This window comes from Pseudomonas sp. MOIL14HWK12:I1 (genome assembly GCF_000510705.1).
Classification (GTDB): domain Bacteria; phylum Pseudomonadota; class Gammaproteobacteria; order Pseudomonadales; family Pseudomonadaceae; genus Chryseomonas; species Chryseomonas oryzihabitans.
The window spans coordinates 707,102-731,101 of the sequence record NZ_AZNY01000003.1 but is presented as its reverse complement, the minus strand read 5'-3'; the positions used below and the strand labels follow the sequence as shown (position 1 = coordinate 731,101).

The 24,000-nt window shown below is 67.8% G+C and carries 24 protein-coding genes; 14 read left to right on the top strand and 10 right to left on the bottom strand.

Annotation, left to right across the window (positions count from 1 at the left end; genetic code table 11):
• Positions 1 to 29 precede the first annotated feature (29 nt).
• Entirely contained in the window at positions 30 to 1,094 is a 1,065-nt protein-coding gene (locus tag PSEK12I1_RS0103345) for a zinc ribbon domain-containing protein (protein ID WP_027600682.1), read from the top strand.
• A 9-nt stretch (positions 1,095 to 1,103) separates the two neighbouring features.
• Here PSEK12I1_RS0103345 and PSEK12I1_RS23520 read toward each other — a convergent pair whose 3' ends face one another.
• Entirely contained in the window at positions 1,104 to 1,898 is a 795-nt protein-coding gene (locus PSEK12I1_RS23520) for an OBAP family protein (RefSeq protein WP_028700288.1), read from the bottom strand.
• 229 nt (positions 1,899 to 2,127) lie between these two features.
• Between PSEK12I1_RS23520 and PSEK12I1_RS0103335 the strand changes: the two genes are divergently transcribed.
• The 5 genes from PSEK12I1_RS0103335 to PSEK12I1_RS0103315 all read left to right on the top strand — a co-directional run bounded on the left by PSEK12I1_RS0103335 (position 2,128) and on the right by PSEK12I1_RS0103315 (position 5,240).
• Complete coding sequence (locus PSEK12I1_RS0103335; RefSeq protein ID WP_027600681.1) at positions 2,128 to 2,886, top strand: ParA family protein; 759 nt, start codon at positions 2,128 to 2,130, stop codon at positions 2,884 to 2,886.
• A gap of 83 nt (positions 2,887 to 2,969) precedes the next feature.
• A complete protein-coding gene (locus PSEK12I1_RS0103330; protein WP_027600680.1) occupies positions 2,970 to 3,662 on the top strand; it encodes an AzlC family ABC transporter permease in 693 nt (230 codons plus the stop codon).
• Entirely contained in the window at positions 3,659 to 3,970 is a 312-nt protein-coding gene (locus tag PSEK12I1_RS0103325; RefSeq protein WP_027597460.1) for an AzlD domain-containing protein, read from the top strand. The genes PSEK12I1_RS0103330 and PSEK12I1_RS0103325 overlap by 4 nt, the downstream gene beginning before the upstream one ends.
• Before the next feature lie 36 nt (positions 3,971 to 4,006).
• Positions 4,007 to 4,834, top strand: coding sequence for an AraC family transcriptional regulator (locus PSEK12I1_RS0103320; protein WP_027600679.1), 828 nt, complete (start codon positions 4,007 to 4,009; stop codon positions 4,832 to 4,834).
• 175 nt (positions 4,835 to 5,009) lie between these two features.
• Positions 5,010 to 5,240: a DUF2934 domain-containing protein gene (locus tag PSEK12I1_RS0103315; protein ID WP_027597458.1), complete on the top strand. Its 231-nt coding sequence runs from the start codon at positions 5,010 to 5,012 to the stop codon at positions 5,238 to 5,240.
• On the opposite strand, the gene PSEK12I1_RS0103310 is transcribed toward PSEK12I1_RS0103315, so the two are convergent.
• Complete coding sequence (locus tag PSEK12I1_RS0103310) at positions 5,237 to 6,178, bottom strand: GNAT family N-acetyltransferase (protein WP_027600678.1); 942 nt, start codon at positions 6,176 to 6,178, stop codon at positions 5,237 to 5,239. The genes PSEK12I1_RS0103315 and PSEK12I1_RS0103310 overlap by 4 nt on opposite strands.
• A gap of 70 nt (positions 6,179 to 6,248) precedes the next feature.
• On the bottom strand, positions 6,249 to 7,568 hold the full coding sequence (locus tag PSEK12I1_RS0103305; RefSeq protein WP_027600677.1) for a Na+/H+ antiporter family protein: 1,320 nt from the start codon (positions 7,566 to 7,568) through the stop codon (positions 6,249 to 6,251).
• 289 nt (positions 7,569 to 7,857) lie between these two features.
• Between PSEK12I1_RS0103305 and PSEK12I1_RS0103300 the strand changes: the two genes are divergently transcribed.
• Positions 7,858 to 8,142 (top strand): hypothetical protein, encoded by a 285-nt coding sequence (locus PSEK12I1_RS0103300; RefSeq protein ID WP_017639596.1) that lies wholly within the window; start codon positions 7,858 to 7,860, stop codon positions 8,140 to 8,142.
• 322 nt (positions 8,143 to 8,464) lie between these two features.
• Here PSEK12I1_RS0103300 and PSEK12I1_RS0103295 read toward each other — a convergent pair whose 3' ends face one another.
• The 4 genes from PSEK12I1_RS0103295 to xylA all read right to left on the bottom strand — a co-directional run bounded on the left by PSEK12I1_RS0103295 (position 8,465) and on the right by xylA (position 13,654).
• Positions 8,465 to 9,601, bottom strand: coding sequence for a sugar ABC transporter permease (locus PSEK12I1_RS0103295; protein WP_007159830.1), 1,137 nt, complete (start codon positions 9,599 to 9,601; stop codon positions 8,465 to 8,467).
• On the bottom strand, positions 9,601 to 11,157 hold the full coding sequence (gene xylG / locus PSEK12I1_RS0103290) for a D-xylose ABC transporter ATP-binding protein (RefSeq protein WP_027597454.1): 1,557 nt from the start codon (positions 11,155 to 11,157) through the stop codon (positions 9,601 to 9,603). Before xylG ends, PSEK12I1_RS0103295 begins: the two co-directional genes overlap by 1 nt.
• 63 nt (positions 11,158 to 11,220) lie before the next feature.
• Entirely contained in the window at positions 11,221 to 12,222 is a 1,002-nt protein-coding gene (gene xylF, locus PSEK12I1_RS0103285; RefSeq protein ID WP_027600676.1) for a D-xylose ABC transporter substrate-binding protein, read from the bottom strand.
• Between the two features lie 115 nt (positions 12,223 to 12,337).
• Complete coding sequence (xylA, locus tag PSEK12I1_RS0103280) at positions 12,338 to 13,654, bottom strand: xylose isomerase (protein ID WP_027600675.1); 1,317 nt, start codon at positions 13,652 to 13,654, stop codon at positions 12,338 to 12,340.
• 185 nt (positions 13,655 to 13,839) lie between these two features.
• Between xylA and PSEK12I1_RS0103275 the strand changes: the two genes are divergently transcribed.
• Entirely contained in the window at positions 13,840 to 15,093 is a 1,254-nt protein-coding gene (locus tag PSEK12I1_RS0103275) for a DNA-binding transcriptional regulator (RefSeq protein ID WP_027600674.1), read from the top strand.
• Here PSEK12I1_RS0103275 and PSEK12I1_RS0103270 read toward each other — a convergent pair.
• Positions 15,075 to 15,605 carry a Dps family protein gene (locus PSEK12I1_RS0103270; RefSeq protein WP_017639603.1) on the bottom strand — a complete coding sequence of 177 codons (531 nt, stop codon included), beginning with the start codon at positions 15,603 to 15,605 and terminating at the stop codon, positions 15,075 to 15,077. The two genes, PSEK12I1_RS0103275 and PSEK12I1_RS0103270, sit on opposite strands and share 19 nt — an antisense overlap.
• Before the next feature lie 374 nt (positions 15,606 to 15,979).
• On the opposite strand from PSEK12I1_RS0103270, the gene PSEK12I1_RS0103265 reads away from it, so the two are divergent.
• Genes PSEK12I1_RS0103265 through PSEK12I1_RS0103255 form a run of 3 tightly spaced genes read left to right on the top strand, consistent with a single transcriptional unit; the run spans position 15,980 to position 18,080 of the window.
• On the top strand, positions 15,980 to 16,693 hold the full coding sequence (locus PSEK12I1_RS0103265; protein ID WP_027597450.1) for a hypothetical protein: 714 nt from the start codon (positions 15,980 to 15,982) through the stop codon (positions 16,691 to 16,693).
• A complete protein-coding gene (locus tag PSEK12I1_RS0103260; protein ID WP_027597449.1) occupies positions 16,690 to 17,103 on the top strand; it encodes a phage holin family protein in 414 nt (137 codons plus the stop codon). Before PSEK12I1_RS0103265 ends, PSEK12I1_RS0103260 begins: the two co-directional genes overlap by 4 nt.
• Positions 17,100 to 18,080 carry a DUF3618 domain-containing protein gene (locus PSEK12I1_RS0103255; RefSeq protein ID WP_027600673.1) on the top strand — a complete coding sequence of 327 codons (981 nt, stop codon included), beginning with the start codon at positions 17,100 to 17,102 and terminating at the stop codon, positions 18,078 to 18,080. The genes PSEK12I1_RS0103260 and PSEK12I1_RS0103255 overlap by 4 nt, the downstream gene beginning before the upstream one ends.
• Before the next feature lie 94 nt (positions 18,081 to 18,174).
• Here the strand turns inward: PSEK12I1_RS0103255 and PSEK12I1_RS24720 are convergent, their stop codons facing one another.
• Together PSEK12I1_RS24720 and PSEK12I1_RS0103245 are read right to left on the bottom strand one after the other, a co-directional pair.
• Positions 18,175 to 18,327: a hypothetical protein gene (locus tag PSEK12I1_RS24720; protein WP_169742412.1), complete on the bottom strand. Its 153-nt coding sequence runs from the start codon at positions 18,325 to 18,327 to the stop codon at positions 18,175 to 18,177.
• 68 nt (positions 18,328 to 18,395) lie between these two features.
• The gene (locus PSEK12I1_RS0103245; RefSeq protein WP_027600672.1) at positions 18,396 to 19,376 is read right to left on the bottom strand and encodes an aldo/keto reductase; all 981 of its coding nucleotides are present in this window, start codon (positions 19,374 to 19,376) and stop codon (positions 18,396 to 18,398) included.
• Between the two features lie 270 nt (positions 19,377 to 19,646).
• On the opposite strand from PSEK12I1_RS0103245, the gene PSEK12I1_RS0103240 reads away from it, so the two are divergent.
• The 3 genes from PSEK12I1_RS0103240 to PSEK12I1_RS0103230 all read left to right on the top strand — a co-directional run bounded on the left by PSEK12I1_RS0103240 (position 19,647) and on the right by PSEK12I1_RS0103230 (position 23,865).
• Positions 19,647 to 20,561, top strand: a complete 915-nt coding sequence (locus tag PSEK12I1_RS0103240) for a LysR family transcriptional regulator (RefSeq protein ID WP_027597446.1) — start codon at positions 19,647 to 19,649, stop codon at positions 20,559 to 20,561.
• 70 nt (positions 20,562 to 20,631) lie between these two features.
• A complete protein-coding gene (locus tag PSEK12I1_RS0103235) occupies positions 20,632 to 22,365 on the top strand; it encodes an OPT family oligopeptide transporter (protein ID WP_027600671.1) in 1,734 nt (577 codons plus the stop codon).
• 219 nt (positions 22,366 to 22,584) lie between these two features.
• The gene (locus PSEK12I1_RS0103230) at positions 22,585 to 23,865 is read left to right on the top strand and encodes an MFS transporter (RefSeq protein WP_027597444.1); all 1,281 of its coding nucleotides are present in this window, start codon (positions 22,585 to 22,587) and stop codon (positions 23,863 to 23,865) included.
• Positions 23,866 to 24,000 lie beyond the last annotated feature (135 nt).

The window sequence follows — 24,000 nt, the reverse complement described above, 5'->3', positions numbered from 1 at the left end:
CTGTGCCTTCTTTCGACCTGGAGGGACCCATGGGCAAATCGCTGCGACTCTCGGAAAAGTGGTTCAACCGCGGCCTCTGGCTGCTGGCGCTGGTGTTCGCCGGCTTTCTCATCGGCCTGGGCGGCACCCTGGTCGGCGATCTGCCCCAGGTGGAGCGCCAGCAGGGTCTGGAAGACTTCATGGATCCGGCAGCCACCGCCACGGCGCGAGCGGACCAGCGCCAGGCGAACCAGGCCCGGCGCGCGGCCCAGGACGCCCTCGACCAGGCCCAGCTGCAGCAGGCCGCCGCCGCGCGTAGCTACACGGCCAATCGCGAGACCTTCGACAACTGGCTGGCGACCCGCCAGACCACCCAGCGCCCCGAGCAGGACGCCGAGCTGATCGCCCGCAGCCGCGCCCTGGACGCGCTCAAGGCCGGCGAGCGCGCCGCCGAGCAGGAGGTCGAACGCCAGGAGCAGGCGCTACTGGATGCCGAGCAGCACGCGGCCGCCGCCGCGCGTAGCCTGGTCGAGCTGAGCGACGCGGCCCAGCAGGCCTGGCTCGACGCCCGCCAGCAGGCCGAACTGCGGGTCTTTCTCTATCGCCTGGCGCTGACGCTTCCCCTGCTCGCCGTTGCTGCCTGGCTGTTCGTCCGCCAGCGCAAGAGCACCTGGTGGCCCTTCGTCTGGGGCTTCATCTTCTTCGCGCTGTTCGCCTTCTTCGTCGAGCTGGTGCCCTATCTGCCCAGCTATGGCGGCTATGTGCGCTATCTGGTGGGCATCCTGCTGACGGTCCTGGGCGGGCGCTACGCCATCCGCGCCCTGCAGGACTATCGCGCCCGCCTGGCGCTCAAGGAAGCCCAGCCGGACACCGTCAGACGCGAAGAGCTGCACTACGACACCGCCCTGGCGCGGCTGGCCAAGGGCGTCTGCCCGGGCTGCGAGCGACCGGTGGACCTCAAGGACCCGGGGATCGACTTCTGCCCCCATTGCGGCATCGGCCTGCATGACCACTGCGGCGCCTGCCAGACGCGCAAGAGCGCCTTCGCGCATTTCTGCCACGCCTGCGGGACGGCGGCGCGTGGGTCCGAGCGAAGTCTGGCGGGCGCGCCTTGATGGCAGGCCTCAGGGCTTGCTCGAACTGGTATTGACGCCCTTTTCGGTGTGCTCGCCGTCGTGCTTGTGCAACTGGCCGGTGGGGTCCTGCAGCTGGATGACCTGGCCCTGCTGCCAGGCATTGGCGCCGGGGGCGACCGCGGGGGTCGGCAGGTCGGCACGGGCGGCCCTGGTCTCGCTGGACGAGATACCCAGGCGGCGATCACGCTCGGCGAGCAGCTTGGGATCGAGCTGGCCGTCGGCGGTGAAGCCCATCATCAGCTGAGGCACGCCCAGGGGCAGCTCCAGATCCTGATCGGTATGCCAGGTATGCCAGGTCTTGCCGTAGGTATGCACCAGCTTGTCCATCAGCCGGTGTTCGGCCACCTGGGGTACGCCGGGCGCGACCAGCTGGCCCGACTTCACCTCGTGCACATGGCTGTGCCAGAGCGCCTTCTCGGCCTCGGGCAGAGTCTTGAACAGCCGTTCGCTAATGATGTACTCGACGCCCATCAGCTTGGCATCGGCGACGTTGCCGTCGTAGATCACGCACTGGAACATCTCTTCGCCCAAGACGCTGCAATAGTGATGGGCCTCCATCTGGCTGTGGGGATGGCCGTTGTAGAAGTGGAAGCCGTCCAGGTAGGTGTTGAGGGCGGCGATGGGCGGCTTGCGCTGCAGGACATCGGCGCCGGCTTCGAGCACCCGGGTATCGGTCTGGGCGGGGGCACCCGGCACCGGGACCGGCGATTGGGTGTCGTTGGCGGCCTGGGCCAGCGGAGCGCAGGCGAGCAGCAGCAAGGCGGGGAGTCGGCAGAGGGTCATGGCGCATTCTCGACGGGAGCTTGCCGAGTTCGAAGCCCGGGCAGACGCCTAGGTTCCACCGCTGCGCTAGGCTCGTCATACGAATGTCATGCAACGGCCATAAATTCGTCATCGTCCGCGCCTGGCCTTTCGGTATAAGCGAAACGCCACAGCCACACCTTTGCACCCAGGCTCCTCTCACTGTCGGGACGACTCAATGAACGCACACAGCTCTCCCTCCGGTCATGCCCTGCGCCGCGTGGTCTTCAACAAGAAGGGCGGTGTCGGCAAGTCCAGCATCGCCTGCAACCTGGCGGCCATCAGCGCCCACGAGGGCTATCGCACCCTGCTGGTGGACCTCGATCCCCAGGCCAACTCCAGCCAGTACCTCACCGGCGAGGTGGGCGACGACCTGCCCCACGGCATCGCCGATTTCTTCAAGCAGACCCTGAGCGGCGGCAAGAAGGCCCAGGCCAACATCCACGCCACCGCCTGGCCGAATCTGGATCTGATCGCCGCCTCGGGCGAGCTGACCGAGCTGCAGTTCAAGCTCGAATCCAAGTACAAGATCCAGAAGCTCGCCAAGTACCTCGACAAGCTTGGCGAAGACTATGACCGCATCTACCTGGACACCCCGCCGGCGCTGAATTTCTACAGCATCTCGGCGCTGATCGCCACCGATCGTTGCCTGATCCCCTTCGACTGCGATGTCTTCGCCCAGCAGGCGCTCTACGACCTGATCGAGGAGCTGGAGGAGATCCGCGAGGACTACAACGAAAAGCTCGCCGTCGAGGGCATCGTCATCAACCAGTACCACGCCCAGGCCAGCACCCCGCGGCAGCTGATCGAGGAACTCCAGGCGCGTGACCTGCCGGTGCTGGCGGCGCCGCTGATGTCTTCGGTGAAGATGCGCGAATCCCACCAGCAGCATCGCCCGCTGATCCACCTGGACCCGGGCCACAAGCTGACCCGGCAGTACCTGGAACTGTTCGCCCTGCTGGAAGGCTGAAGGCGCCCCAGCGCAAGAACGTTCAAGACGGCGGCGACGCGGCGCGGCACCCTGGGTATCCCCTGCCCTCCGGAGCCGTGCCGATGACCGCTTCCCGCCGCCGCGCCTTCCTCCAGGGCGCCTGGCAGATCATGCCGCTGTCGCTGGCCTGCGCGCCCTGGGGCCTCCTGGTCGGCGCCCTGGCCATCGAGACCGGACTCAGCGTGCTGGAAGGCCAGGCCTTTTCCCTGCTGGTGTTCGCCGGGGCGGCGCAACTGGTGGCTCTGGGCATGCTCAAGGCCGGCGCGGGCCTCGCCGCCATCCTGCTGACCACCCTGCTGCTGACCTCCCAGCACCTGCTCTATGGCCTGCACCTGAGACGCGTCCTGGCGCCCCAGCCGCTGCCCTGGCGGCTGGGCTTCGGCTTCCTGCTCACCGACGAATTCTTCGCCCTGAACCATGCCGAGCAACCGGCCAGCTTCGACCGCTGGCGCGCCCTGGGCATGGGCCTGAGTTTCTATCTGCTGTGGAATCTCTTCACCCTGGCCGGGCTGCTGCTGGGGCGGGTGCTGCCCAACCTGGGTGCCCTGGGCCTGGACTTCTCCATCGCCGCCACCTTCATCGCCCTGGTGGTGCCCCTGGTGCGCGACCTGGCCACCGTGGCCTGCGTGCTCACCGCGCTGCTGGTGTCGGTGTGGCTGCATCACCTGCACTGGCAGGGCGCCCTGGTGCTGGGCGGCCTGGCGGGGATGAGCGTGGGCTTTCTGGTCCGCCGCCTGCGGGAGCGCCTGCCATGATCCTCGCCACCGTGCTCGGCATGGCCGCCCTGGTCTTCTGCAATCGCTATCTTTTTCTCGAACCGCGCCTGCCGCTGCGCCTGGGCCGCAACCTGCGCACCTTCCTGGAATTCGCCGTGCCCGGGATGCTCACCGCCATCTGCGGCCCCATCCTGTTCTCCGGCGAAACGTCGCTTGCCGCGACCCTGGTCGATCCCTACCCGCTGGCGGCCCTGACCGCGGTGGGGCTGATGCTCTGGACGCGACGGGTGCTGACCACGGTGATCCTCAGCATGGGCGTGTTCTACCTGCTACGCTGGCTCCTCTAGCCCGAAGGTGGAACCCATCGGGGCCACGAGAGAGCCATGAACGGACAACAAGAAAACGCCCGCCTCTGGCCGGCCCGCGGCCTGGGCGGCGTCGAGCTGCTGTATGCCCGCTATCGCCGTCAGCGCTTTGCGCCCCATGTGCACGAAGGCTATGTGTTCACCGTGATCGAGCGCGGCGCCCAGCGCTTTCGCCACCGCGGCGCCGAGCACCTGGCCGCGGCCGGCAGCATGGTGCTGATCAATCCGGACGAGTTGCACACCGGGGCCACGGCGGTCGAGGAAGGCTGGCAGTACCGCGGCTTCTATCCGACGCTGGCGCAGCTGGGCCCCGTGTTCGCCGAGCTGGGACGCCCGCTGGACGCCACCCCGGCCTTCGCCACCAGCGTGCTGCACGACCCTCAGGTGAGCGCGGCCTTCGGCCAGCTGCATCGGCTGGCCGATGGTGGCGCCGAGGCGCTGGAGCAGCAGACCGCCTGGCGCGAGGCGCTGCTCCTGCTGTTCGGCCGCCATGCCCGCCTGGGCGCCCTGGCGGAACCGGGCCGCGAACCCCTGGCGGTGCAGCGCGCCCGTGAATTGCTCGGCCAGCAGTTGCAGCAACCGCCCAGCCTCGAAGAACTGGCCCAGGCGGTAGGGCTGTCGCCCTTTCATTTCCTGCGGGTGTTCCGCCGCGCGACGGGCCTGCCGCCCCACGCCTGGCTCAAGCAGCAGCGACTGACCCGCGCCCAGGGCCTGCTGCGTGCCGGCTGGGCGCCCCTGGAGGTAGCCCTGCAGCTGGGCTTTGCCGACCAGAGCCATCTCACTCGCCAGTTCAAGCAGGCCTACGGCGTGGCGCCAGGCGCCTACCGCCGCGCCTGGCAGGGCTAGCCAGGGCCCGACGAACGGTCCTGCCCGCAAAAGCGGCCTGCCAGAGCCCGGCAAGCGGCAACGGCGCCTGACTCACCGCAAGCCTCGGAGAAACTTTTTCCGGTCGCCTCGGGCCTAGTCAGGAAGAGCGCCGGCGCTGCCGGCCGCTCTCCCCTGCCCCTTTGGAGTTACCGGTATGACCCTCGAAGAACGCATCCGCCAGCGCGCCTATGAAATCTGGGAACGCGAAGGTCGTCCCCATGGCCAGGATTTCGAGCACTGGTTCCAGGCCAATCGCGAACTGGAAGACCAACCCGACGACAACCTGACCCAGGTCGGCGGCATCCAGAGCAGCGTCGCCCCGCCGGCACCCAAGCCGCGCAGCCGCTCGCGCAAGAAGACTCCTGAAGACAGCACCAAGGCCTAGCGCCAGTCGTCCAGCAGCCAGACCTCGGGGTGATCGTAATGGGCGTCGCCCCGGTGCAGGGTGATGCCCAGGATCTCGCTGCGAAAGCCTTGAGCCAGCAGCCATTGGTAGGCGCCCCGGCGAGCGGTATTGACGCCGGCCAGCAGTCGCTGCTGACCGTGGTCCCGGGCCAGGCCGTCGCAGGCGGCGATCAGCCGGGCGAAACGCGCCTCCGCGCCCGCGCCGGGCAGCACCGCCGCGCACTTCACATAGCAGACCCCGGTACCCGCCTCGCTGTGGGGCCCGAAGTGGCAGACGGCGAAGCCCTCCGCCCGGCCCTGCGCATCCTGCAGCAGCAGACTCTCGCCGAGCCCCTGCGCGCGAACCGCGGCCATCTCGGCGGAGACATCCAGCCCCGGCGCGTTGGCCCGACCCACGTCGACACAGGCCGCCAGCAGCCGGTCGGGTTCGGCCGCCAGGGAAAAGCGCAGCGCCGGCGGCGCGGCCTGCGCCTGCACCGGCCGCGCCATCACCGCGGTCAGGGTCTGCGGCCAGAAGCCGAAGCCCTGGTAGAGCCCCAGGTGACGCGGACTGTCGGGAAAGGTGAAGAGTCCGGCATGCACCAGCTGCCAAGCATCGAGCTGCGCGACCGCGGCGCCCATCAGCGCCTTGGCCACCTTGGCGTCCCAGTAGTCCGGATGCACCGCCAGCGGGCCGAGGATGCCGTGGCGCCCCCAGCGGGTGACGCAGATGGCGCCGACCAGCCGCGCGCCGTCGAGGGCCTTGAACCAGGCGGTGTGGGGTGCGGCGAAGCGACTGCGCACATAGTCGCGGTCGTTCCAGAATTCGCCCGGTTCGGCGGCGCCCATCCAGGTGGCGAAGGCCAGGCGCACCACCTCGGTGGTGGCCGGCAGGTCGGCGGCGGTCAGGGGTTCGACACTGAAGGCGGGGGTGGACATGGGGCGACTCCTTGGCTGTAGGCCTTGGACCCGCCCGGCTGGAGCTTTGCGCCCGGGCGGCAATCGCCGGTTACAGCAGCAGCACCGCGGCCCAGCCGAACAGCAGCATCGGCAGGCTGAAGTGCAGGAAGGACGGCACCACGGTGTCCCAGATATGGCTGTGCTGGCCGTCCACGTTGAGGCCGGAGGTGGGGCCCAGGGTGGAATCCGAAGCCGGCGAACCCGAGTCGCCGAGGGCGCCGGCGGTGCCGATCAGGCAGACGATGGCCAGCGGCGAAAAGCCCAGGTGCAGACACAGCGGGCCGAGGATGGCGGCGAGGATGGGCACGCTGGAAAAGGACGAGCCAATGCCCAGGGTCACCAGCATGCCCAGCAGCAGGAGCAGCAGCGCGCCCAGGGCGCGGTTGTCGCCGATCAGGCCGGCGGCGGTGGCGGCCAGGTCCTTGATCTGGCCGGTGGCGGTCAGTACCTCGGCGAAGCCGCCGGCGGTGAGCATGATGAAGCCGATCACCGCCATCATCTTCGCCCCCTCGCTGAACAGGTCGTCCGCCTCGCGCCAGCGCACCACGCCGGTGGCGGTAAAGACCACGAAGCCGACCAGGGCACCGAGGATCATGGAGTCCAGCCAGAGCTGCACGCCAAAGGCGGCGATCACCGCGATCAGCGCCACCAGCAGGGTGCGGCCATTGTAGGGACGGTCGGCCCGCTCGGTGCGCGCCACCAGGTTGAGATCGTACTGTCGCGGCCGGCGATAGCTGACGAAGACCGCGAGCAGCAGGCCGACCACCATGCCCAGGGCCGGCAGCAGCATGGCGCGACTGGGGTCCACGCCGCTGACGTCCACCCCGGCGCGGGCCACGCTGGCCAGGAGGATGTCGTGCAGATAGAGACTGCCGAAGCCCACCGGCAGGAACATGTAGGGGGCGATCAGGCCGAAGGTCATGACGCAGGACAGCCGCCGGCGATCCAGCTCCAGGCGCGTCAGCACATAGAGCAGCGGCGGCACCAGCAGCGGGATGAAGGCGATGTGGATGGGCAGGATGTTCTGCGAGGCGATGGACACCGCCAGCAGCAGGCCGAGCAGCGCCCAGCGCAGCGAGCGTCCGCCCTGGGCCGCCTGGCGTTCCATCAGCGCCAGGGCGCGATCGGCCAGCATGTGCGCCAGCCCCGACTGGCTGATGGCCACGGCGAAGGCGCCCAGCAGCGCATAGGAGAGCGCCACCTTGGCGCCATTGCCCAGGCCGGCGTTGAAGGCCAGCAGGGTGCCTTCCAGCCCAAGGCCGCCGACCAGACCACCGGCCACGGCGCCGGCGATCATCGCCACCACCACGTGCACCCGCGCCAGACTCAGGACCAGCATCAGTCCTACCGCCACCACCACCGCATTCATCGCCGACTCCGCACCACCAAAGGGGCGCGCACTCTGCCGCAGCCCGGCGCGGGCGTCAAAGGCCGGGGATGGATGGCGGGGCGTACGGCTTATCCACAATGGCCGCTGCCGCGGGCGGGTGGAAAAGCCCTGGCGGCGCCTGGCGCGAGTCGCTTGCAGCCGGGCGAGCCGACGTGCCGTATGCCTTGGCATGACCCCACCTTAATGCAGGCGCTCTGGAGTGAACCTTTCATGGACGGAAGGCGTCTGACGCGGACGCTTTCACGGTCACGCCAAGGACGAACTGCCCATGCAAGACGCCATCGACATGCTGATCACCGCCTTCAGTCCGCACTCCTGCCTGGCGGTCCCCCGTCGCGCCGATCGTACTCTGCTGTTCACCGTCACCGACACCGCCCGCGCGGTCACGGTCACTAAGGCCATTCCCCTGTGCAGCCTGGAATGCACCGCCACCCTGGCCACCGTAATCAAGGACCTGCAGCGCGACCTCGATCGGGCGATCGGCACCCTGAGCCCGGAAAGCCTCGCCGACCTGCGCCAGCGCGGTCCGCGGGTGCAGCGGTTCGAGAGTTGAGCGGGGTTGGGGGTTGAGCGCAGGCTGAGTCTCCCTCACCCCAGCCCTCTCCCAGGGGGAGAGGGGGCGATACGGAGTGAGAGGGAGCTTTGCCGTAGGGTGGATGACGGCGCAGCCTCATCCACCTCGGATCCCGAGTCAGCCAGTGGAAAACGCTTTGCGGTTTTCCACGCTACGGACGGCGCTTGCCGGAAAGAGTGGGCGTTGGCTGTGCCCTCACCCCGGCCCTCTCCCTGAGGGAGAGGGGGTCATTTGGAGTGAGATGGAGGCTTTGTCTTAGGGTGGATGACGGCGCAGCCTCATCCACCACTGGTCATCCCGCTCAGCGCCGGCTGGTGCGGGTGCTGACGTCGACCCAGACGGCCAGAACCAGGATGCCGCCCTTGACGATCATCTGCCAGTAGCTGTCCACGTCGAGCATGGACATGCCGTTGTCCAGGCTGGCGATCACCAGGGCGCCGAGCAGGGCGCCGTAGACGGTGCCCGAGCCGCCGCGCATGGAGGTGCCGCCGATGAAGCAGGCGGCGATGGCGTCCAGTTCGCCCATGGTGCCGGCCGAAGGCGAGCCGGCGGCCAGGCGGGCGGTGTTGACCAGACCGGCCAGGGCGCACATCACGCCCATCAGACCAAAGATGCCGAGCTTGATCGCCTGGACGTTGATGCCCGACAGCCGCGTGGCTTCCAGGTTGCTGCCCACCGCATAGATGCGCCGGCCGAATACCGTCTGGCTGGTGATGTAGCTGAACACCCCGAGCAGCACCAGCAGGATCAGCACCGGCACCGGGATGCCGTCATAGCGGTTGAGGGTCTGGATGAAGGCCGCCAGCACCACGCCGATCACCACCACCCGCAGCACGTCGCGCCACAGCGGCGCGAGGGTCAGGCCGAGGGTCTTGCGCTTGCTGCGCTGGCGCCAGGTGAGCACCACGGCCACGGCGAACAGCAGCACGCCCAGGGCACTGCCCACGGCCGGCGGCAGATAGCCCTGGCCGAGGTAGACCAGTTCCGGCGACACCGGGGCGACGGTGACGCCACCGGTGAGACCGAGCAGCACGCCGCGAAAGGCCAGCATGCCGCCAAGACCGACGATGAAGGACGGTATCCCGCGATAGGCGCTCAGATAGCCGTTGATCAGGCCGATCAGCAGGCCACCGGCGGCCACCGCCAGCAGGGTGATCGGCAGGGGTACGTGGTAGGTGACGTCGAGTATCGCCGCCACCCCGCCGAGCAGGCCGAGTTGCGAGCCCACCGAGAGGTCGATCTCGCCGGCGATGATCACCAGCACCATGCCGCAGGCGAGGATGCCGGTGATGGACATCTGCCGCAGCAGGTTGGAGAGGTTGCGCGGGGTGACGAAGCCGCCTTCGGTCTGCCAGCTGAAGAACAGCCAGATCAGGGCCACGGCGATCAGCAGGGCGAGCATCTTGTAACGGGTGAACAGCTGTTTCACGGCGTGCATCAGAAGTGCTCCCGGGCTTGGGCGACCGCCCGTTCGGTGGTGCCCAGGGCCGCGGCCAGTACCCGCTCCTGGGTCAGATTCTCATTGGGGAAATCGCCGCGCAGCCGGCCTTCGCCGAGCACCAGCACCCGGTCGGAGACGCCGAGCACCTCGGCCAGCTCCGAGGAGACCATGACGATGGCCACGCCCTCCGCGGCGAGCAGGCCGATCAGTCGGTAGATCTCGAACTTGGCGCCGACGTCGACGCCGCGGGTGGGCTCGTCGAGGATCAGCACCTTGGGCCGCGCCAGCAGCATCTTGGAGAGCACCGCCTTCTGCTGGTTGCCGCCGGAGAGGCCGGTGATGGGCAGGAAGGGGCTGCTGGTCTTGAGTTGCAGCCGGGCGATCTCGGTGTCGATGCAGGACAGTTCCGCCTCGCTGTCGATGCGACTCAGGTGGGCGAATCGGTCCAGCACCGTGAGGGTGATGTTCGAGCCCACGCCCAGGTCGGGAATGATGCCCTGGCGCTTGCGATCCTCCGGGACCAGGCAGAGGCCGGCGCGAATGGATTTCAGCGGGGTGCGGGTGTCGATGCGCTGGCCATTGAGCCAGACCTCGCCTTCGTAGCGGCCGTCGTAGGCGCCGAAGATGGCCGAGACCAGTTCGGTGCGCCCGGCGCCCACCAGCCCGGCGATGCCGAGGATCTCGCCGGCGCGCACGGCGAAGGAGACGTCGTCGACGCGCTTGCGCTGGGGATTGTCGACGTCCAGGCAGGTGAAGTGACGCGCCTCGAAGATCACCTCGCCGATCTCATGGGGGATCTGCGGATAGAGGTTGGTCATGGCGCGGCCGACCATCTGGGTGATGATGCGGTCGATGTCCATCTCGGCCATGGGCGTGGTGGCGATGTGCTTGCCGTCGCGGATCACCGTGATGGTGTCGCAGATGGCCGCCACCTCGTCGAGCTTGTGCGAGATGTAGACGCAGGCGACGCCCTGCGCCTTGAGGTCGCGGATGATGTCCAGCAGCACGGCGATCTCGGAGGTGGTGAGCGCCGAGGTCGGTTCGTCGAGGATCAGCAGCCGGGCGTTCTTGTTCAGCGCCTTGGCGATTTCCACCAGTTGCTGCAGGCCGCCGCCGTACTGGGACACCGGCAGGGCCACGTTCATGTCCGGCACCTTGAGCCGGCGCATCAGCTCGGCCGAGCGCTGCAGCATGGTCGGATAGTCTAGCCGCCCGCCGAAGCGGCGCGGTTCGTGGCCCATGAAGATGTTCTCGGCCACGGACAGATCGGGCACCAGGGTCAGTTCCTGGTGGATGATGACGATGCCGGCCGCCTCGGATTCGGCGATGGACTGGGCTTCCAGGGGTCGCCCGTCCCAGCGGATCTCGCCTTCCCAGGTGCCGTGGGGATAGACCGCCGAGAGGACCTTCATCAGGGTGGACTTGCCGGCGCCGTTCTCGCCGCACAGCCCTACGCATTCGCCCGGACGCACCTTGAGATCGATGCCATCCAGCGCCCGCACCCCGCCAAAGCTCTTGGCGATGCCGTGCATTTCCAGCAGATAGTCGGCCATGGCCGCTCCTTGCCCAGGGGCCGCCCGACGCCAGGCGTCAGACGGCCAGCCGGTGGCCAGTGGTTATTTGCCGTCGATCTGGGCCTGGGTGTAGAAGCCGTCCTTGACCAGCAGGTCGACGTTGGCCTTGGTCAGCTCGGTGGGGGTGAGCAGCAGGGTGTCGACCTTCTTGGTGCCGTTGTCGTAGCTGGAGTTGAAGCCCGGCTTCTCGTTGCGCACCAGTTGCACCGACAGCTTGGCCGCCTCGGAGGCGATCAGCTTGAGCGGCTTGTAGACGGTCATGGTCTGGGTCCCGGCGATCACCCGCTTGATGGCGGCCAGGTCGGCGTCCTGACCGGACACGGCGACCTTGCCGGCCAGCTTCTGCGCGGCCAGGGCCTGGATGGCGCCGCCGGCGGTGGCGTCGTTGGAGGCGACGATGCCGTTGATCTTGTTGTCGTTGGCGGTCAGGGCGTTCTCGACGATGGCCAGGGCCTCGGTCGGGTTCCACTCCTTGACCCACTGCTGGCCGACGATCTTGACGTCGCCCTTGTCGATGGCCGGCTGCAGGACCTTCATCTGGCCCTGACGGAGGATCTTGGCGTTGTTGTCGGTGGGCGCGCCGCCGAGCAGGAAGAAGTTGCCCTTGGGCTGGGCCTTGAGCACGCCACCGGCCTGCATCTCGCCGACCTTCTCGTTATCGAAGGAGATGTAGGCGTCGATGTCGGCGTTGAGGATCAGGCGGTCATAGGAGATCACCTTGACCCCGGCCTTCTTGGCCTCGGCCACCACGTTGTTCAGCACCGTGGCGTTGAAGGGCACGATGACGATGGCGTCCACGCCGCGGGAGATCAGGTTCTCGATCTGCGACAGCTGGCGCTGCTCGTTGGCGTCGGCGGATTGCACATAGACCTTGGCGCCGAGTTGCTCGGCGGCGGCGACGAAGTAGTCGCGGTCACGGGCCCAGCGCTCCAGGCGCAGGTCGTCGATGGAGAAACCGATCTTGGGATGCTGGGCGTCGGCCTGGGCGAAACCGGTGGTGCACAGGGCGAGCAGACCGGCGAGCAGGGTCGTCTTGAAAGTCATGGTGGCGTCCTTGGTTATTGTTGTTGTGGAGCGAGAGAACGGATTTGAGTGTAACGATTCAGCGCGCTTGCACAAGCGGGTCAGCCAGGCTTTTCTGCCGACCCGCTCGCGGTCGCTAGCGATACAGGTAACGGTTGACCACGCCTTCGAGCAGCTCCTGGCGACCGCTCACCGGCTGGGGCACCAGGCCCTGGCTGAAGGTGTGCTCGGCCAGTTGTTCCAGACTCAGCTGGCCCCCGAGGATGCGCTGACCGAGGGACTGGTCCCAGCCGGCATAGCGCTCGGCCTTGAACTTGCCCAGGGGGTCGTCCTGCAACAGCGCCGCGGCGCGCTCCAGCGACAGCGCCAGGGTGTCCATGGCCGCCACGTGGCCGTGGAACAGGTCGACGTCGTCCAGGCTCTGGCGGCGCACCTTGGCGTCGAAGTTGAAGCCGCCGCGGGTGAAGCCGCCGCCCTTGAGGATCTCGTAGATCGCTAGGGTCATTTCCTCGACGCTGTTGGGGAACTGGTCGGTGTCCCAGCCGTTCTGCGGATCGCCGCGGTTGGCGTCGATGCTGCCGAATACGCCGAGGGCCACGGCGCTGGCGATCTCGTGCTGGAAGCTGTGCCCGGCCAGGGTCGCGTGGTTGGCCTCGATGTTGACCTTGATCTCCTTCTCCAGCCCGAATTGCTGCAGGAAGCCGAAGACGGTGGCCACGTCATAGTCGTACTGGTGCTTGGTCGGTTCCTGGGGCTTGGGCTCGATCAGCAGATCGCCCTGGAAGCCGATGCGGTGCTTGTGCTCCACCACCATCTGCATGAAGCGGCCGAGTTGCTCGCGCTCGCGCGCAAGGTCGGTGTTGAGCAGGGTCTCGTAGCCTTCGCGGCCGCCCCACAGCACATAGTTCTCGCCGCCCAGGCGGTGAGTGGCGTTCATCGCCGTGCAGACCTGGGTGGCGGCGCAGGCGAAGACTTCCGGATCGGGATTGCTGGCGGCGCCGGCGGCATAGCGCGGGTGGCTGAAGCAGTTGGCGGTGCCCCACAGGAGCTTGAGGCCGGTGTCGCTCTGGTGGCGCTCCAGCTCGTCCACCAGACGGGCGAAGTTCTCGCGGTACTCGGCGAAGCTGGCGCCTTCCGGGGCGACGTCGGTGTCGTGGAAGCAGTAGTAGTCCACGCCCAGCTTGCTGAAGAATTCGAAGGCGGCGGCGGCCTTGGCGCGGGCCTGCTCCAGGGGCGAACCCGCTGCCTGCCAGGGCCGCTGGAAGGTGCCCTGACCAAAGACATCGCTACCTGGCCAGACGAAGGTGTGCCAGTAGCAGACGGCCATGCGCAGGTGCTCGCGCATGGGCTTGCCCATGACCAGGCGGTCGGCTTCGTAGTGGCGGAAGGCAAGCGGGGAATCGCTGTCGGGACCGGCGTAGCAGACCTTTTCGACATTGGGGAAATAAGCCATGGCGTTGTCCTTGTTCTTATCTGTCGCACCCGATACGGCGTACCGGTTTGCGTCGATGGTAGCGCCGCTGCCCGGGCTGCCTATTGTGAAAATCACCAGAGCCAGGTGCGATTTTGCCGCTTGAGGCGCGCAGGCGGCGGTCGTAGTCTGGAGCCCCGCCCGCGCCTCCTGCCGGAAACGCCGCCATGCCCAGCCAGCCGCCCGTCCACCGCGTCGCCCTGCTGTTCAACGGCAGCAAGATCTACGACCGAGGCATCCTCGCCGGCATCGGCAACTACCTGAGCGGCACCCGGGCGCGCTGGGATCTGTTCCTGGAAGAGGATTTCCTCTGCCGGCTCAAGGGCATCGAGCGCTGGCAGGGCGACGGCATCATCGCCGACTTCGACGACCCGGCGGTGAGCGCCGCCCTGGCTCACAGCGCGCTGCCGGTGGTTGCCGTCGGCGGCTCCTACGCGACCCCTGGCGACTACCCGCCCGGCATTCCCTACGTGGCCACCGACAACGCCGCCCTGGTACGCCTGGCCTACGACCACCTGATCGAATCCGGGCTGACCCGCTTCGCCTGCTTCAGCCTGCCCGCCGCCGACACCAATCGCTGGGCCGGCGAGCGCGAGACGGCCTTTGCCGCCCTGCTCCGCCGCGACGGCCTGCCGGTGGAGATCTATCGCGGCCTGGAGACCAGCGCACCGCTGTGGGACACGGCGGTGGAACAGCTGATCGCCTGGCTGGAGGCCCTGCCCAAGCCGGTGGGCATCCTCGCCGTGACCGACGCCCGGGCGCGGCAACTCCTGCAGGCCTGCCTCACCGCCGGCATCCCGGTGCCGGAACAGGTGGCGCTGGTGGGCATCGACAACGATCCCCTGGCGCGCACCCTGACCCGAGTGCCCCTGACCTCGGTGATCCAGGGTACCGAGGCCATCGGCCGCGAGGCGGCGCGCCTGCTGCACCAGCGGCTGCACGGCGTCGAACTGGGGGCGCCACGGGTGCTGATTCCGCCGGAGGGGATCAACGTCCAGGCTTCCAGTCGTCACCAGCCGGTGCGCCATCCCCAGGTGATGCGCGCCCTGCACTTCATCCGCCAGTACGCCTGCCAGGGCATCAAGACCGAGCAGGTGGCCAGCTATGTCGGCATCTCCCGTTCGGCGCTGGAGACGTCCTTTCGCCGCGAGCTGGGGCGCAGCGTCCACGACGAGATCCTCGGCTTCAAGCTGGCCGCCGCGGCCGTGGCGCTGCAGGAAGAGGCGCCGGGCCTGGCCGAGGTCGCCCGGCGCTGCGGCTTCACCTCGGCGCAGTACCTGCACGCGGTGTTTCGCCGGGAATTCGGCTGCACCCCGCGGCAGTACCAGTCGAATCCCAGACCCCTGGCGAGCGCCCATGAAAAAGCCCGTCCGGAGACGGGCTTTCAGGTCGCTACCGCGGCTTATTTGCCGACGGTCTGACCCAGGAACCAGGCACGCTCTTCGGCCTGGTCGATCCACTCTTCCAGCAGGCTGGTGGTGGAGACGTCGTTGGCGTCGTCGGTCAGGGTGTGGGTGGTGCGCATGTAGGCCGCCAGCGACTGGTTGTCGTCATGCAGCTCGGTCAGCATCTGATCCGCCGACAGATCGGTGGCATCGCTGCTGGCCAGGCGCTTGAGTTGCACCATCTGCTCTAGGGAGCGCACGGTCGGCTGGCCGATCTTGCGCGCCCGCTCGGCGATCAGGTCGGTGATGCCGTACAGCTGGGTAGCCTGCTCTTCCAGCAGAAGGTGGTAGTCGCGGAAGTGCGAGCCCTTCATGTGCCAGTGGTAGTTCTTGGTCTTGATGTACAGCGCGAAGACATCGGAGAGCAGCACGGCCAGGGCTTCGCCGACGGCCTGCTGGTTCTGCAGGGTGGCGTCTTCGCCCTGATGGGCCTTCTGCTTGACGCTGGAAACGGTCTTGAGTTCTTGCTTGGCATTGGCAACGGCCATGAGAGATCTCCTGTCAGGACGTGAAGAGGAAAAGGGGTTCGCTTGCATTGGCGCGAACATCAACGTCTGCAGAAATCGACCGCACCGGACGAAAAATCGTTCATCGAATTTGCATATCGCCACCATGGGCATGACGAATGGTTGCCTATGTTGCGACTGCGTTTCATTGCCCGTCCCAGAGGCCCTCTTTCGCCACGGCCGCTGCGCTTGTAGCTAGATGTGTAGGTAAAACCGTTTGTCAGCTTTGCCAGCAAACCGACGCCGCGTAAGAACCCCTGCTCGTTCCGCCCGGTCACCTAAAAGGCAAGGCACACGAACGGTCGCCGAGAGCTCTCTGCCGGCCACGACAAGGTTCTGCACACAGGTAACAGCGTATGACGACGCCCCTCAATCCCGCCCAGGGACAACCCTCGCAGACCAAGGACGGTTCTACGGCAGAGGCCCATCTGCATGACCTGAAAGAGGTCGCCAAGGACACGGTGCAAGACGCCAAGCAGGAAGGTGCCGCCCACTTCGAGCACTACCGCGACACCGCGGCCGACCAGCTGGGTGCCATTGCCCAGAGCGCCCAGGCGGCGGCCGACGAACTGGAAGACAAGGACACCCTGGGCCTGGCGCACTATGTCAGCGACATGGCCCGGAGCCTGACCGGTCTGGCCGAGGATCTGCGCGGCAAGAACGCCGAGCAGCTGCTGCAGCAGGCCGGCACCCTGGCCCGCGACAACCCGGCGCTGTTCCTGACCGGCAGCATCGCCATCGGCTTCGGCCTGTCGCGCTTTCTCAAGGCCTCCAGCCAGCCGGATACCGGCAGCAGCTCGCGCGTCGGCGGCGCGGACGCGGTGCCCTCACTGACCACCCCCTCGGTCGCGGCGGAAAACGAACTGGTGGAGCCGGCGGCGGGTGCCGACGTCATCCACACCAACAACATTCCCAAGGGTCCCGACCTCCATACCCCGACCACCACCCGTGGTGGCGATCCCATCGGTGGCGCGGCGATCAACCCGGCCCGCAGCGACAGCAACCTGAACACCGGCACCTCATCCAGCCAGCTGGATCGACCCACCCTGAGCGGAGGCAAGCAGCCATGATCAACGACAACCCCACTCCGCGCCCCACCGAGGGCGACACCTCGGTCGTCGGCCTGGTCAAGCAGCTGGTCCAGGAAGTGCCGGCGCTGTTCACCAAGGAACTGGCCCTGGCCAAGGCCGAACTGGGCGAATCCCTGCGCACCACCAAGGCCGGCGTGGCCGGCGTCGCCGCAGGCGCCATCGTACTGCTGGCCGGCTTCATCGTGCTGCTCATGGGCGTCGTCTATTTCCTCTCCCAGTACCTCACGCCCTGGGCCGCCGCCCTGCTGGTGGGCGCCGTGGTCATGGTGATCGGTTTCATCATGGTGCAGTCGGGCAAGAAGCAGTTCGAGCCGTCCCACTTCACCCCTGATCGCACCGTCAACAGCCTGCAGAAGGACAAGGACGCCGTACGGAGGGCCGCACAATGAGCATCACCGATCAGATCGATCAGGAATCCCGCAAGAATCCCGACGAGCTCGAGCGCGAGATCGACCAGAAGCGCGAGCGTATCGAAGACCTGGTGGGCGCCCTGGAAAGCCGCCTGTCGCCCGGCCAGCTGTTCGATCAAGCACTGTCCTACACCAAGGGCCACAGCGGCGAATTCGCCCACAACCTGGGCAATACCCTCAAGGCCAATCCGGTGCCGGCGGTGCTGACTTCGGTGGGCCTGCTGTGGCTGGCGCTGGGACAGAATCGCACGCCGGCTCCGGCCACCACGGGCACTCCGCTCAAGGACAAGCTGTCCGGTGCGCTGGACTCGGTCGCCAACAGCGCCGGCCATACCCGCGATTCCCTGAACCGTGGCAGTCACGATGTGCGCGACAAGGTGACCGGCCTGGGCGAGAGCGTTTCGGCCAAGGCCTCCCAGACCGGGGAGCGGCTGAGCGATACCGCGGCGCAGGCCAAGGACACCCTGACGGACCAGGCGCAACAGCTCAAGGGCACCTTCGATACCCTGCTACGCGAGCAACCTCTGGTGGTGGGTGCGCTGGGCATCGCCCTCGGCGCCCTGCTGGGCGCTGCCCTGCCACGCACCGAGACCGAGGACCGCGCCCTGGGCAAGCACAGCGACAAGCTGACCGCCAAGGCCAAGCAGGCCGCCAGCAGTGGCTACGAGCAGGTCAAGGCGGCAGGCCAGGACGTGGCGAAAGAGGCGCGCCAGGCCAGCCAGGACCACCGCAGCCAGCCGGCGGACACGGGCACTCCTGCGCCGGAAAATCTGGGCAACGATCCCGACGCCGGGGTCGAGTCCATGGCGGGCTCGCCGAGGGCAGGCACCGGCAGCACCCTCGGCGCCACCCAGGCAACCGCGGGCATGAATGTCGGCCGTACCGTGGCCAACGGCAATACCCCGGGCGCGGTCGGCGACGAGAGCGGCATGGCCACGCCGCCACGCAGCTTCTGACCGGCAGGATGGCCGAGGTCAGCCGCTGACCCCGGTCCTGAAAAACGAAGGCGCCCGGGTCTGCACCCGGGCGCCTTCACTTTCCGTGCCCCTATCAGTAACCCGGATCCGGATTCTCCTTGGGCTGCTCGGGTCGCTTGCTGTCCTGCGGGCGCTGTTCTTCACCGCCCTGGTTGAGTTCCTTGTGGGTCTCGCCGACCTTGCCGGCGTTTTCCGGCTTGTGATCGAGATCGTCGCGCTTGGCCATGATCCTCACCTCTTGTGGCTGAGTAGCTTAGGCAACGCGGCGGGGCCAGGGTGCCCTGGCCCCGCCGATCAACGCAGGGGCGGCGCCATGAACTCCGGCCCCACCGGATCCTTGACGTGTTCGGCGAGGATGGCGTCGATGGCCGCCAGGTCCTCGGCGGACAGCCGCCAGCCGAAGGCCTCGTCCAGGCCCTGCAACTGCTCGGGCTTGCGCGCGCCCCAGAGGGCGATGGTCGGCCCTTGGTCGAGGATCCAGCGCACCGCCAGGGCCAGCACCGACTTGCCATGGCGCTCGCGGGCAAAGGCGGTCAGTGCCTCCACCGCGGCCAGGTACTGGGCGAAGCGCGGCGCCTGGAACTTGGGATCGCCCTGGCGCAGGTCATCGCCGTCGAATTGCGTCTGCGCATGCATACGTCCGGACAGCAGGCCGCGGCAGAGCGCGCCATAGGCCAGCACCACCAGACCGTGACGCTGGGCATAGGGCAGCACATCGGCCTCGATGGCGCGCTCGAAGAGGTTGTAGGGCGGCTGCACGGTGGACAGATTGGCGAACTGGCGGAAGGCCTCCAGTTGCTCGGGCGAATAGTTGCTCACGCCGATGGCGAGGATCTTGCCCTCCTGCCGCAGGCGCTCCAGCTCACCCGCGGTTTCTTCGTGGGCCACCTGGGGATCGGGCCAGTGCACCTGATAGAGATCGATGCGATCGGTGCGCAGGCGCCGCAGGGAATCCTCCACCTCCTGGCGAATGCGGGCCGCGCTGGCGTTGCGGCGCACCTCTTCGTTGGGCCACTCCAGGGCTACCTTGGTGGCGATCACCGCCTGGTCGCGGATGCCTTCCAGGGCCTTGCCGACGATCTCCTCGGACCGACCGAAGCCGTACACCGGCGCGGTATCGATCAGGTTGATGCCGCCATGCACGGCGCCGCGGATGGTCTCGATGGAACGGGCTTCGTCGGTACCGCCCCACATCCAGCCACCGATGGCCCAGGTACCGAGGCCGATGCGGGAAACGGGGGTATCGATACCCGGGATACGCAGGGTTTCACTCATAGGATCTCCAGGCGAAGACGCCAGTCGGAAGGGTTAGCCTTGTGAGGCTAATTCAAAAGGCGTTGAATAGGGCTCAACGAACGCTTGACCTTTAGAGCCTGTTCAAAGGCTCGCGAGCTAGAGACAAACAAGGCGAAAATGCCTGAGGAAGCGGAGTTTACGAATGGTAAATGAGCATTCCGACGGGGCTGGCCTTCCAGGGCATTTTCAACGCCGTTTGGCCGACGCGCAGCAGACTTTGGACAGGCTCTTATCGCGCGAGGACTGTACATGCCGACCCTCAACCGCGGCGAACTGGCCGATCTCAACGTCTTCGTCGCCCTGGTCCGGCGGCGCAGCTTTCGCCAGGCCGCCATCGAGCTGGGCGTCACCACCTCGGCGCTGAGCCATGCCCTGCGCCAGCTGGAGACGCGCCTGGGGGTCAAGCTGCTCAATCGCACCAGCCGCTCGGTGGTACCGACCCTGGCCGGCGCGGCGCTGGCGGAAAAACTCGAACAGGGCTTTGCCTTGATTGGCGAGGCGCTGGGCGAACTGGACCAGCACCGCGACGCCCCGGTCGGCCGCCTGCGCCTGAGCGTGCCCCGGGATGCGGCGCGGCTGCTGGTGACCCCGACCCTGCCCCGGCTGCTGGCGGCCTATCCGCAGTTGCAGCTGGACATCAGCGTCGAGGATCGCCCGGTGGACATCGTCGCCGACGGCCTCGATGCCGGCATCCGCTATGGCGATACCGTGCCCCAGGACATGGTCGCCCTGCCGCTCACCGACGAATTGCGCTGGATCGTGGTGGGCGCCCCCGCCTACCTGGCGCGCCACGGCCGGCCGCAGCAGCCGGAGGAGCTTGCCGACCACCAGTGCGTACGCCTGCGGCTGGGCAGCGGCGCCCTTTATCGCTGGGAGCTGGGCAGTGGCGCCAGCACCCGGACGATCGACGTGCCGGGTCCGCTCACGGTCAACGAGACCGAGACCTCGATCCAGGCCGCCCTCGACGGCCTGGCCCTGGCCTATTGCCTGGAATGGCGGGTGGCCGACGAACTGCGCGACGGTCGCCTGGAACAGGTGCTGCCGGACTGGGCCTCGCCCGGCGCGCCGCTGTGCATCTACTACCCGAGTCGGCGCCAGCCGCCACCCGGCCTGCGCCAGTTGATCGAGGCCCTGCGCCAGACCTGGACCGGACGCCACCCCTGAGGGCGCGAACCAACCGCCGCGCCCGGGGGTCCCCTGACCACGCCATGATTGCCTGACCGAGGAGGCCCTCTTGCCCGCAGCCAACGCCGCCGCATCCGACCTGCCGCTGCCCGTGGAGCGCGAACTCAGCCCCCGGGCGCTGCTCACCGGGGCGCTGCTGGGCATCCTGCTGACCCCGGCCAATGTCTATGCCGGCCTCAAGATCGGCTGGTCGTTCAACATGTCGATCATCGCCCTGCTGGTGAGCTACGGTCTCTGGCACCGCCTGGGGCGCCGCCTGCAGCAACCGGGCTGGACGCTGCACGAGAGCAACATCAACCAGACCGTGGCCTCGGCGGCGGCCAGCATCGTCTCCGGCGGCCTGGTCGCGCCCATCCCGGCCTACACCCTGCTGACCGGCCAGGAATTGCCGACCCTGCCGCTGATGGGCTGGGTGTTCGCGGTGAGCTTTCTCGGCATCTGGGTGGCCTGGTACCTCCGGCCCCTGCTGCTGGCCGATGCCAGCCTGAAATTTCCCGAGGGCCTGGCCACCCTGGAAGCCCTGCGCCAGGTCTATGCCAGTGGCGCCGAAGCCCTGGCCCGCCTGCGGGTGCTGCTGGGCGCCCTGGCGCTGTCGGCGGCGGTCAAGCTGGTGGACACCTTCGCCTGGACGCTGCCGCGAGTCGCGCCCTCGCCAGCCCTGGAACGCCTGACCTTCAGCTTCGATCCCTCGCTGCTGCTGCTCGGCTTTGGCGGCATCATCGGCCTGAGGGTCGGGTTGTCACTGCTGCTCGGCACCCTGCTGGCCTGGGGCGGTGTCGCGCCCTGGCTGCTAGCCAGTGGTGTCGCCGCGCTGCCGGCGGAGGCCAGCGGTCCGCAATACGCCTTCCTGGTGCAATGGCTACTCTGGCCCGGGGTGAGTCTGATGGTCAGCGCCACCCTGGCTGCGCTGGCCGTGCGGCTGATCACCCTGCCCCGCGCCGAACGCCGTCGCCAGGGCTGGCAGCGGCCGCGCGCCTGGCCGCTGGCGCTGCTGCTGGCGGCGGCTCTGCTGGTGGTGCTGCTGCAGGTGCGGCTGTTCGGCATAGATCCCTGGCTGGCCCTGCTGGCCCTGCCCCTGGCGCTGTTTCTCGCCGCCATGGCCGCGCGGGTGGTCGGCGCCACCGGCATTCCCCCCATCGGCGCCATCGGCCAGCTGTCGCAGCTGACCTTTGGCCTGGCCGCCCCCGGGCAGGTCAACATCAACCTCATGGGCGCCAACACCGCGGGCGGGGCGGCGGGCCAGAGCACCGACCTGATGAACGACTTCAAGGTCGGCCAGGCCATCGGCGCCACCCCGGCCAAGCAGGTGGTCGCCCAGTGCCTGGGCATCGCGCTCGGTGCGGTAACCGGGGTGCTCACCTATCGGCTGCTGATTCCCGATCCCCAGGCACTGCTGCTCGGCGCCGCCTGGCCGGCGCCGGCGGTGGCCCAGTGGAAGGCGGTGGCGGAAACCCTGACCCAGGGCCTGGGCGCCCTCGACGGGGCCATGCGCCTGGGCATCGTCCTGGGCGCCCTGGCCGGCTTGCTGCTGGGCCTGGCCGAAGCCTTGCTGCCGAGCCGTCGCGCGCACTGGCTGCCCAGCTCGGCGGCCCTGGGGCTGGCCTTCATCCTGCCGGCCTCGGTGTCGCTGATGATGACCCTGGGCGCACTGCTCACCGCCCTGGTGCGCTGGCGGGCACCGGGGCTGGCCGAGCGCTTCGCCCTGGCCGCCGCGGCCGGCCTCATCGCCGGGGAAAGTCTGGCCGGGGTGGGGGCGGCTTTCTGGCAAATGCTCGCATCCTGAACTGCGACAACGTGTCAACTGGACAATAATTTCCAGACGTAATGTCGCGAAGCTTTCAATAACCTTTCAAACCCATGAAATTCGGGGGTTCTGGTCCGATTCAGCTTGCCAGCGCGCTTTTGCAACACATAAGGTTACAAATAGCGCGACCCACCCGCGAGAGGTCTGGGCGCCCTGCGCGAGCTGTCTCCATAACAAACCCAATCCGAGCTAGCAGTCATGGCCACCACCTCGAAAGCCAAATCCATCTTCCGCGTCGTCAGCGGAAACTTCCTCGAAATGTACGACTTCATGGTCTATGGCTTCTATGCCACGGCCATCGCCAAGACGTTCTTTCCCGGCGATAACGAACTCGCCTCCCTGATGCTGTCGCTGGCCACCTTCGGCGCCGGCTTCCTGATGCGCCCCCTGGGGGCGATCTTCCTCGGCGCCTACATCGACAAGCACGGCCGTCGCCACGGCCTGATCGTCACCCTGGCGCTGATGGCCCTGGGTACCCTGCTGATCGCCGTGGTGCCGGGCTATGCCACCCTGGGTGTCGCCGCACCGCTGCTGGTGCTGCTCGGCCGCCTGCTGCAGGGCTTCTCCGCCGGTGTCGAACTGGGCGGCGTGTCCGTCTACCTGTCGGAGATCGCCACCCCCGGCCGCAAGGGCTTCTTCGTTTCCTGGCAGTCCGCCAGCCAGCAGGTCGCGGTGGTTTTCGCCGGCGTGCTGGGCGCGCTGCTCAACCACTGGCTGTCGCCCGCCGAAATGGGTGAATGGGGCTGGCGCATCCCCTTCCTGATCGGCTGCCTGATCGTGCCCTTCCTGTTCATCATCCGTCGTTCCCTGGAAGAGAGCCCGGAATTCGAGGCGCGCAAGCATCGCCCGACCTTCGGCGAAACCATGACCTCCATCCGCCAGAACTTCGGCGTGGTGCTGGCGGGCGTAGCCATGGTCTCCATGACCACCGCCTCCTTCTACCTGATCACCGCCTACACCCCGACCTTCGGCAAGCACGAGCTGAACCTGACCGCGCTGGACAGCCTGATCGTCACCGCCTGCGTGGGTGTTTCCAACTTCATCTGGCTGCCGGTGATGGGCGCCCTGAGCGATCGCATCGGCCGCCGTCCGTTGCTGATCTTCGCCACCGTACTGGCCATCCTCACCGCCTACCCGGCGATGATCTGGCTGACCCACGCCCCGGGCTTCTCGCGCCTGCTGATGGTCGAGCTGTGGCTGTCCTTCCTCTATGGCACCTATAACGGTGGCATGGTAGTAGCCCTGACCGAGGTGATGCCTGCCCATGTGCGCACCACCGGCTTCTCCCTGGCCTACAGCCTGGCCACCGCGACCTTTGGCGGCTTCACCCCGATGGTCTGCACCTGGCTGATCCAGGAGACCGGCAACAAGGCCGCCCCGGGCATGTGGCTGACCGTAGCGGCCGTCCTCGGCCTGGTCGCGACCCTGACCCTGTTCAAGGGCAACACCGAGCCGCGCTTCAAGACCGTCACGGCCTGACAGCCCTGTCGCAGAGCGGCAGGTCCTGCCGCTCTCGCGTCCACCCAGGTCGCTCCGCGCATCGAACTGTCATGACCTTTTGTTATGGTCTAGACCAGATGACCGCATACCGCGGTCGCCGTGCCGGAGTCCGCC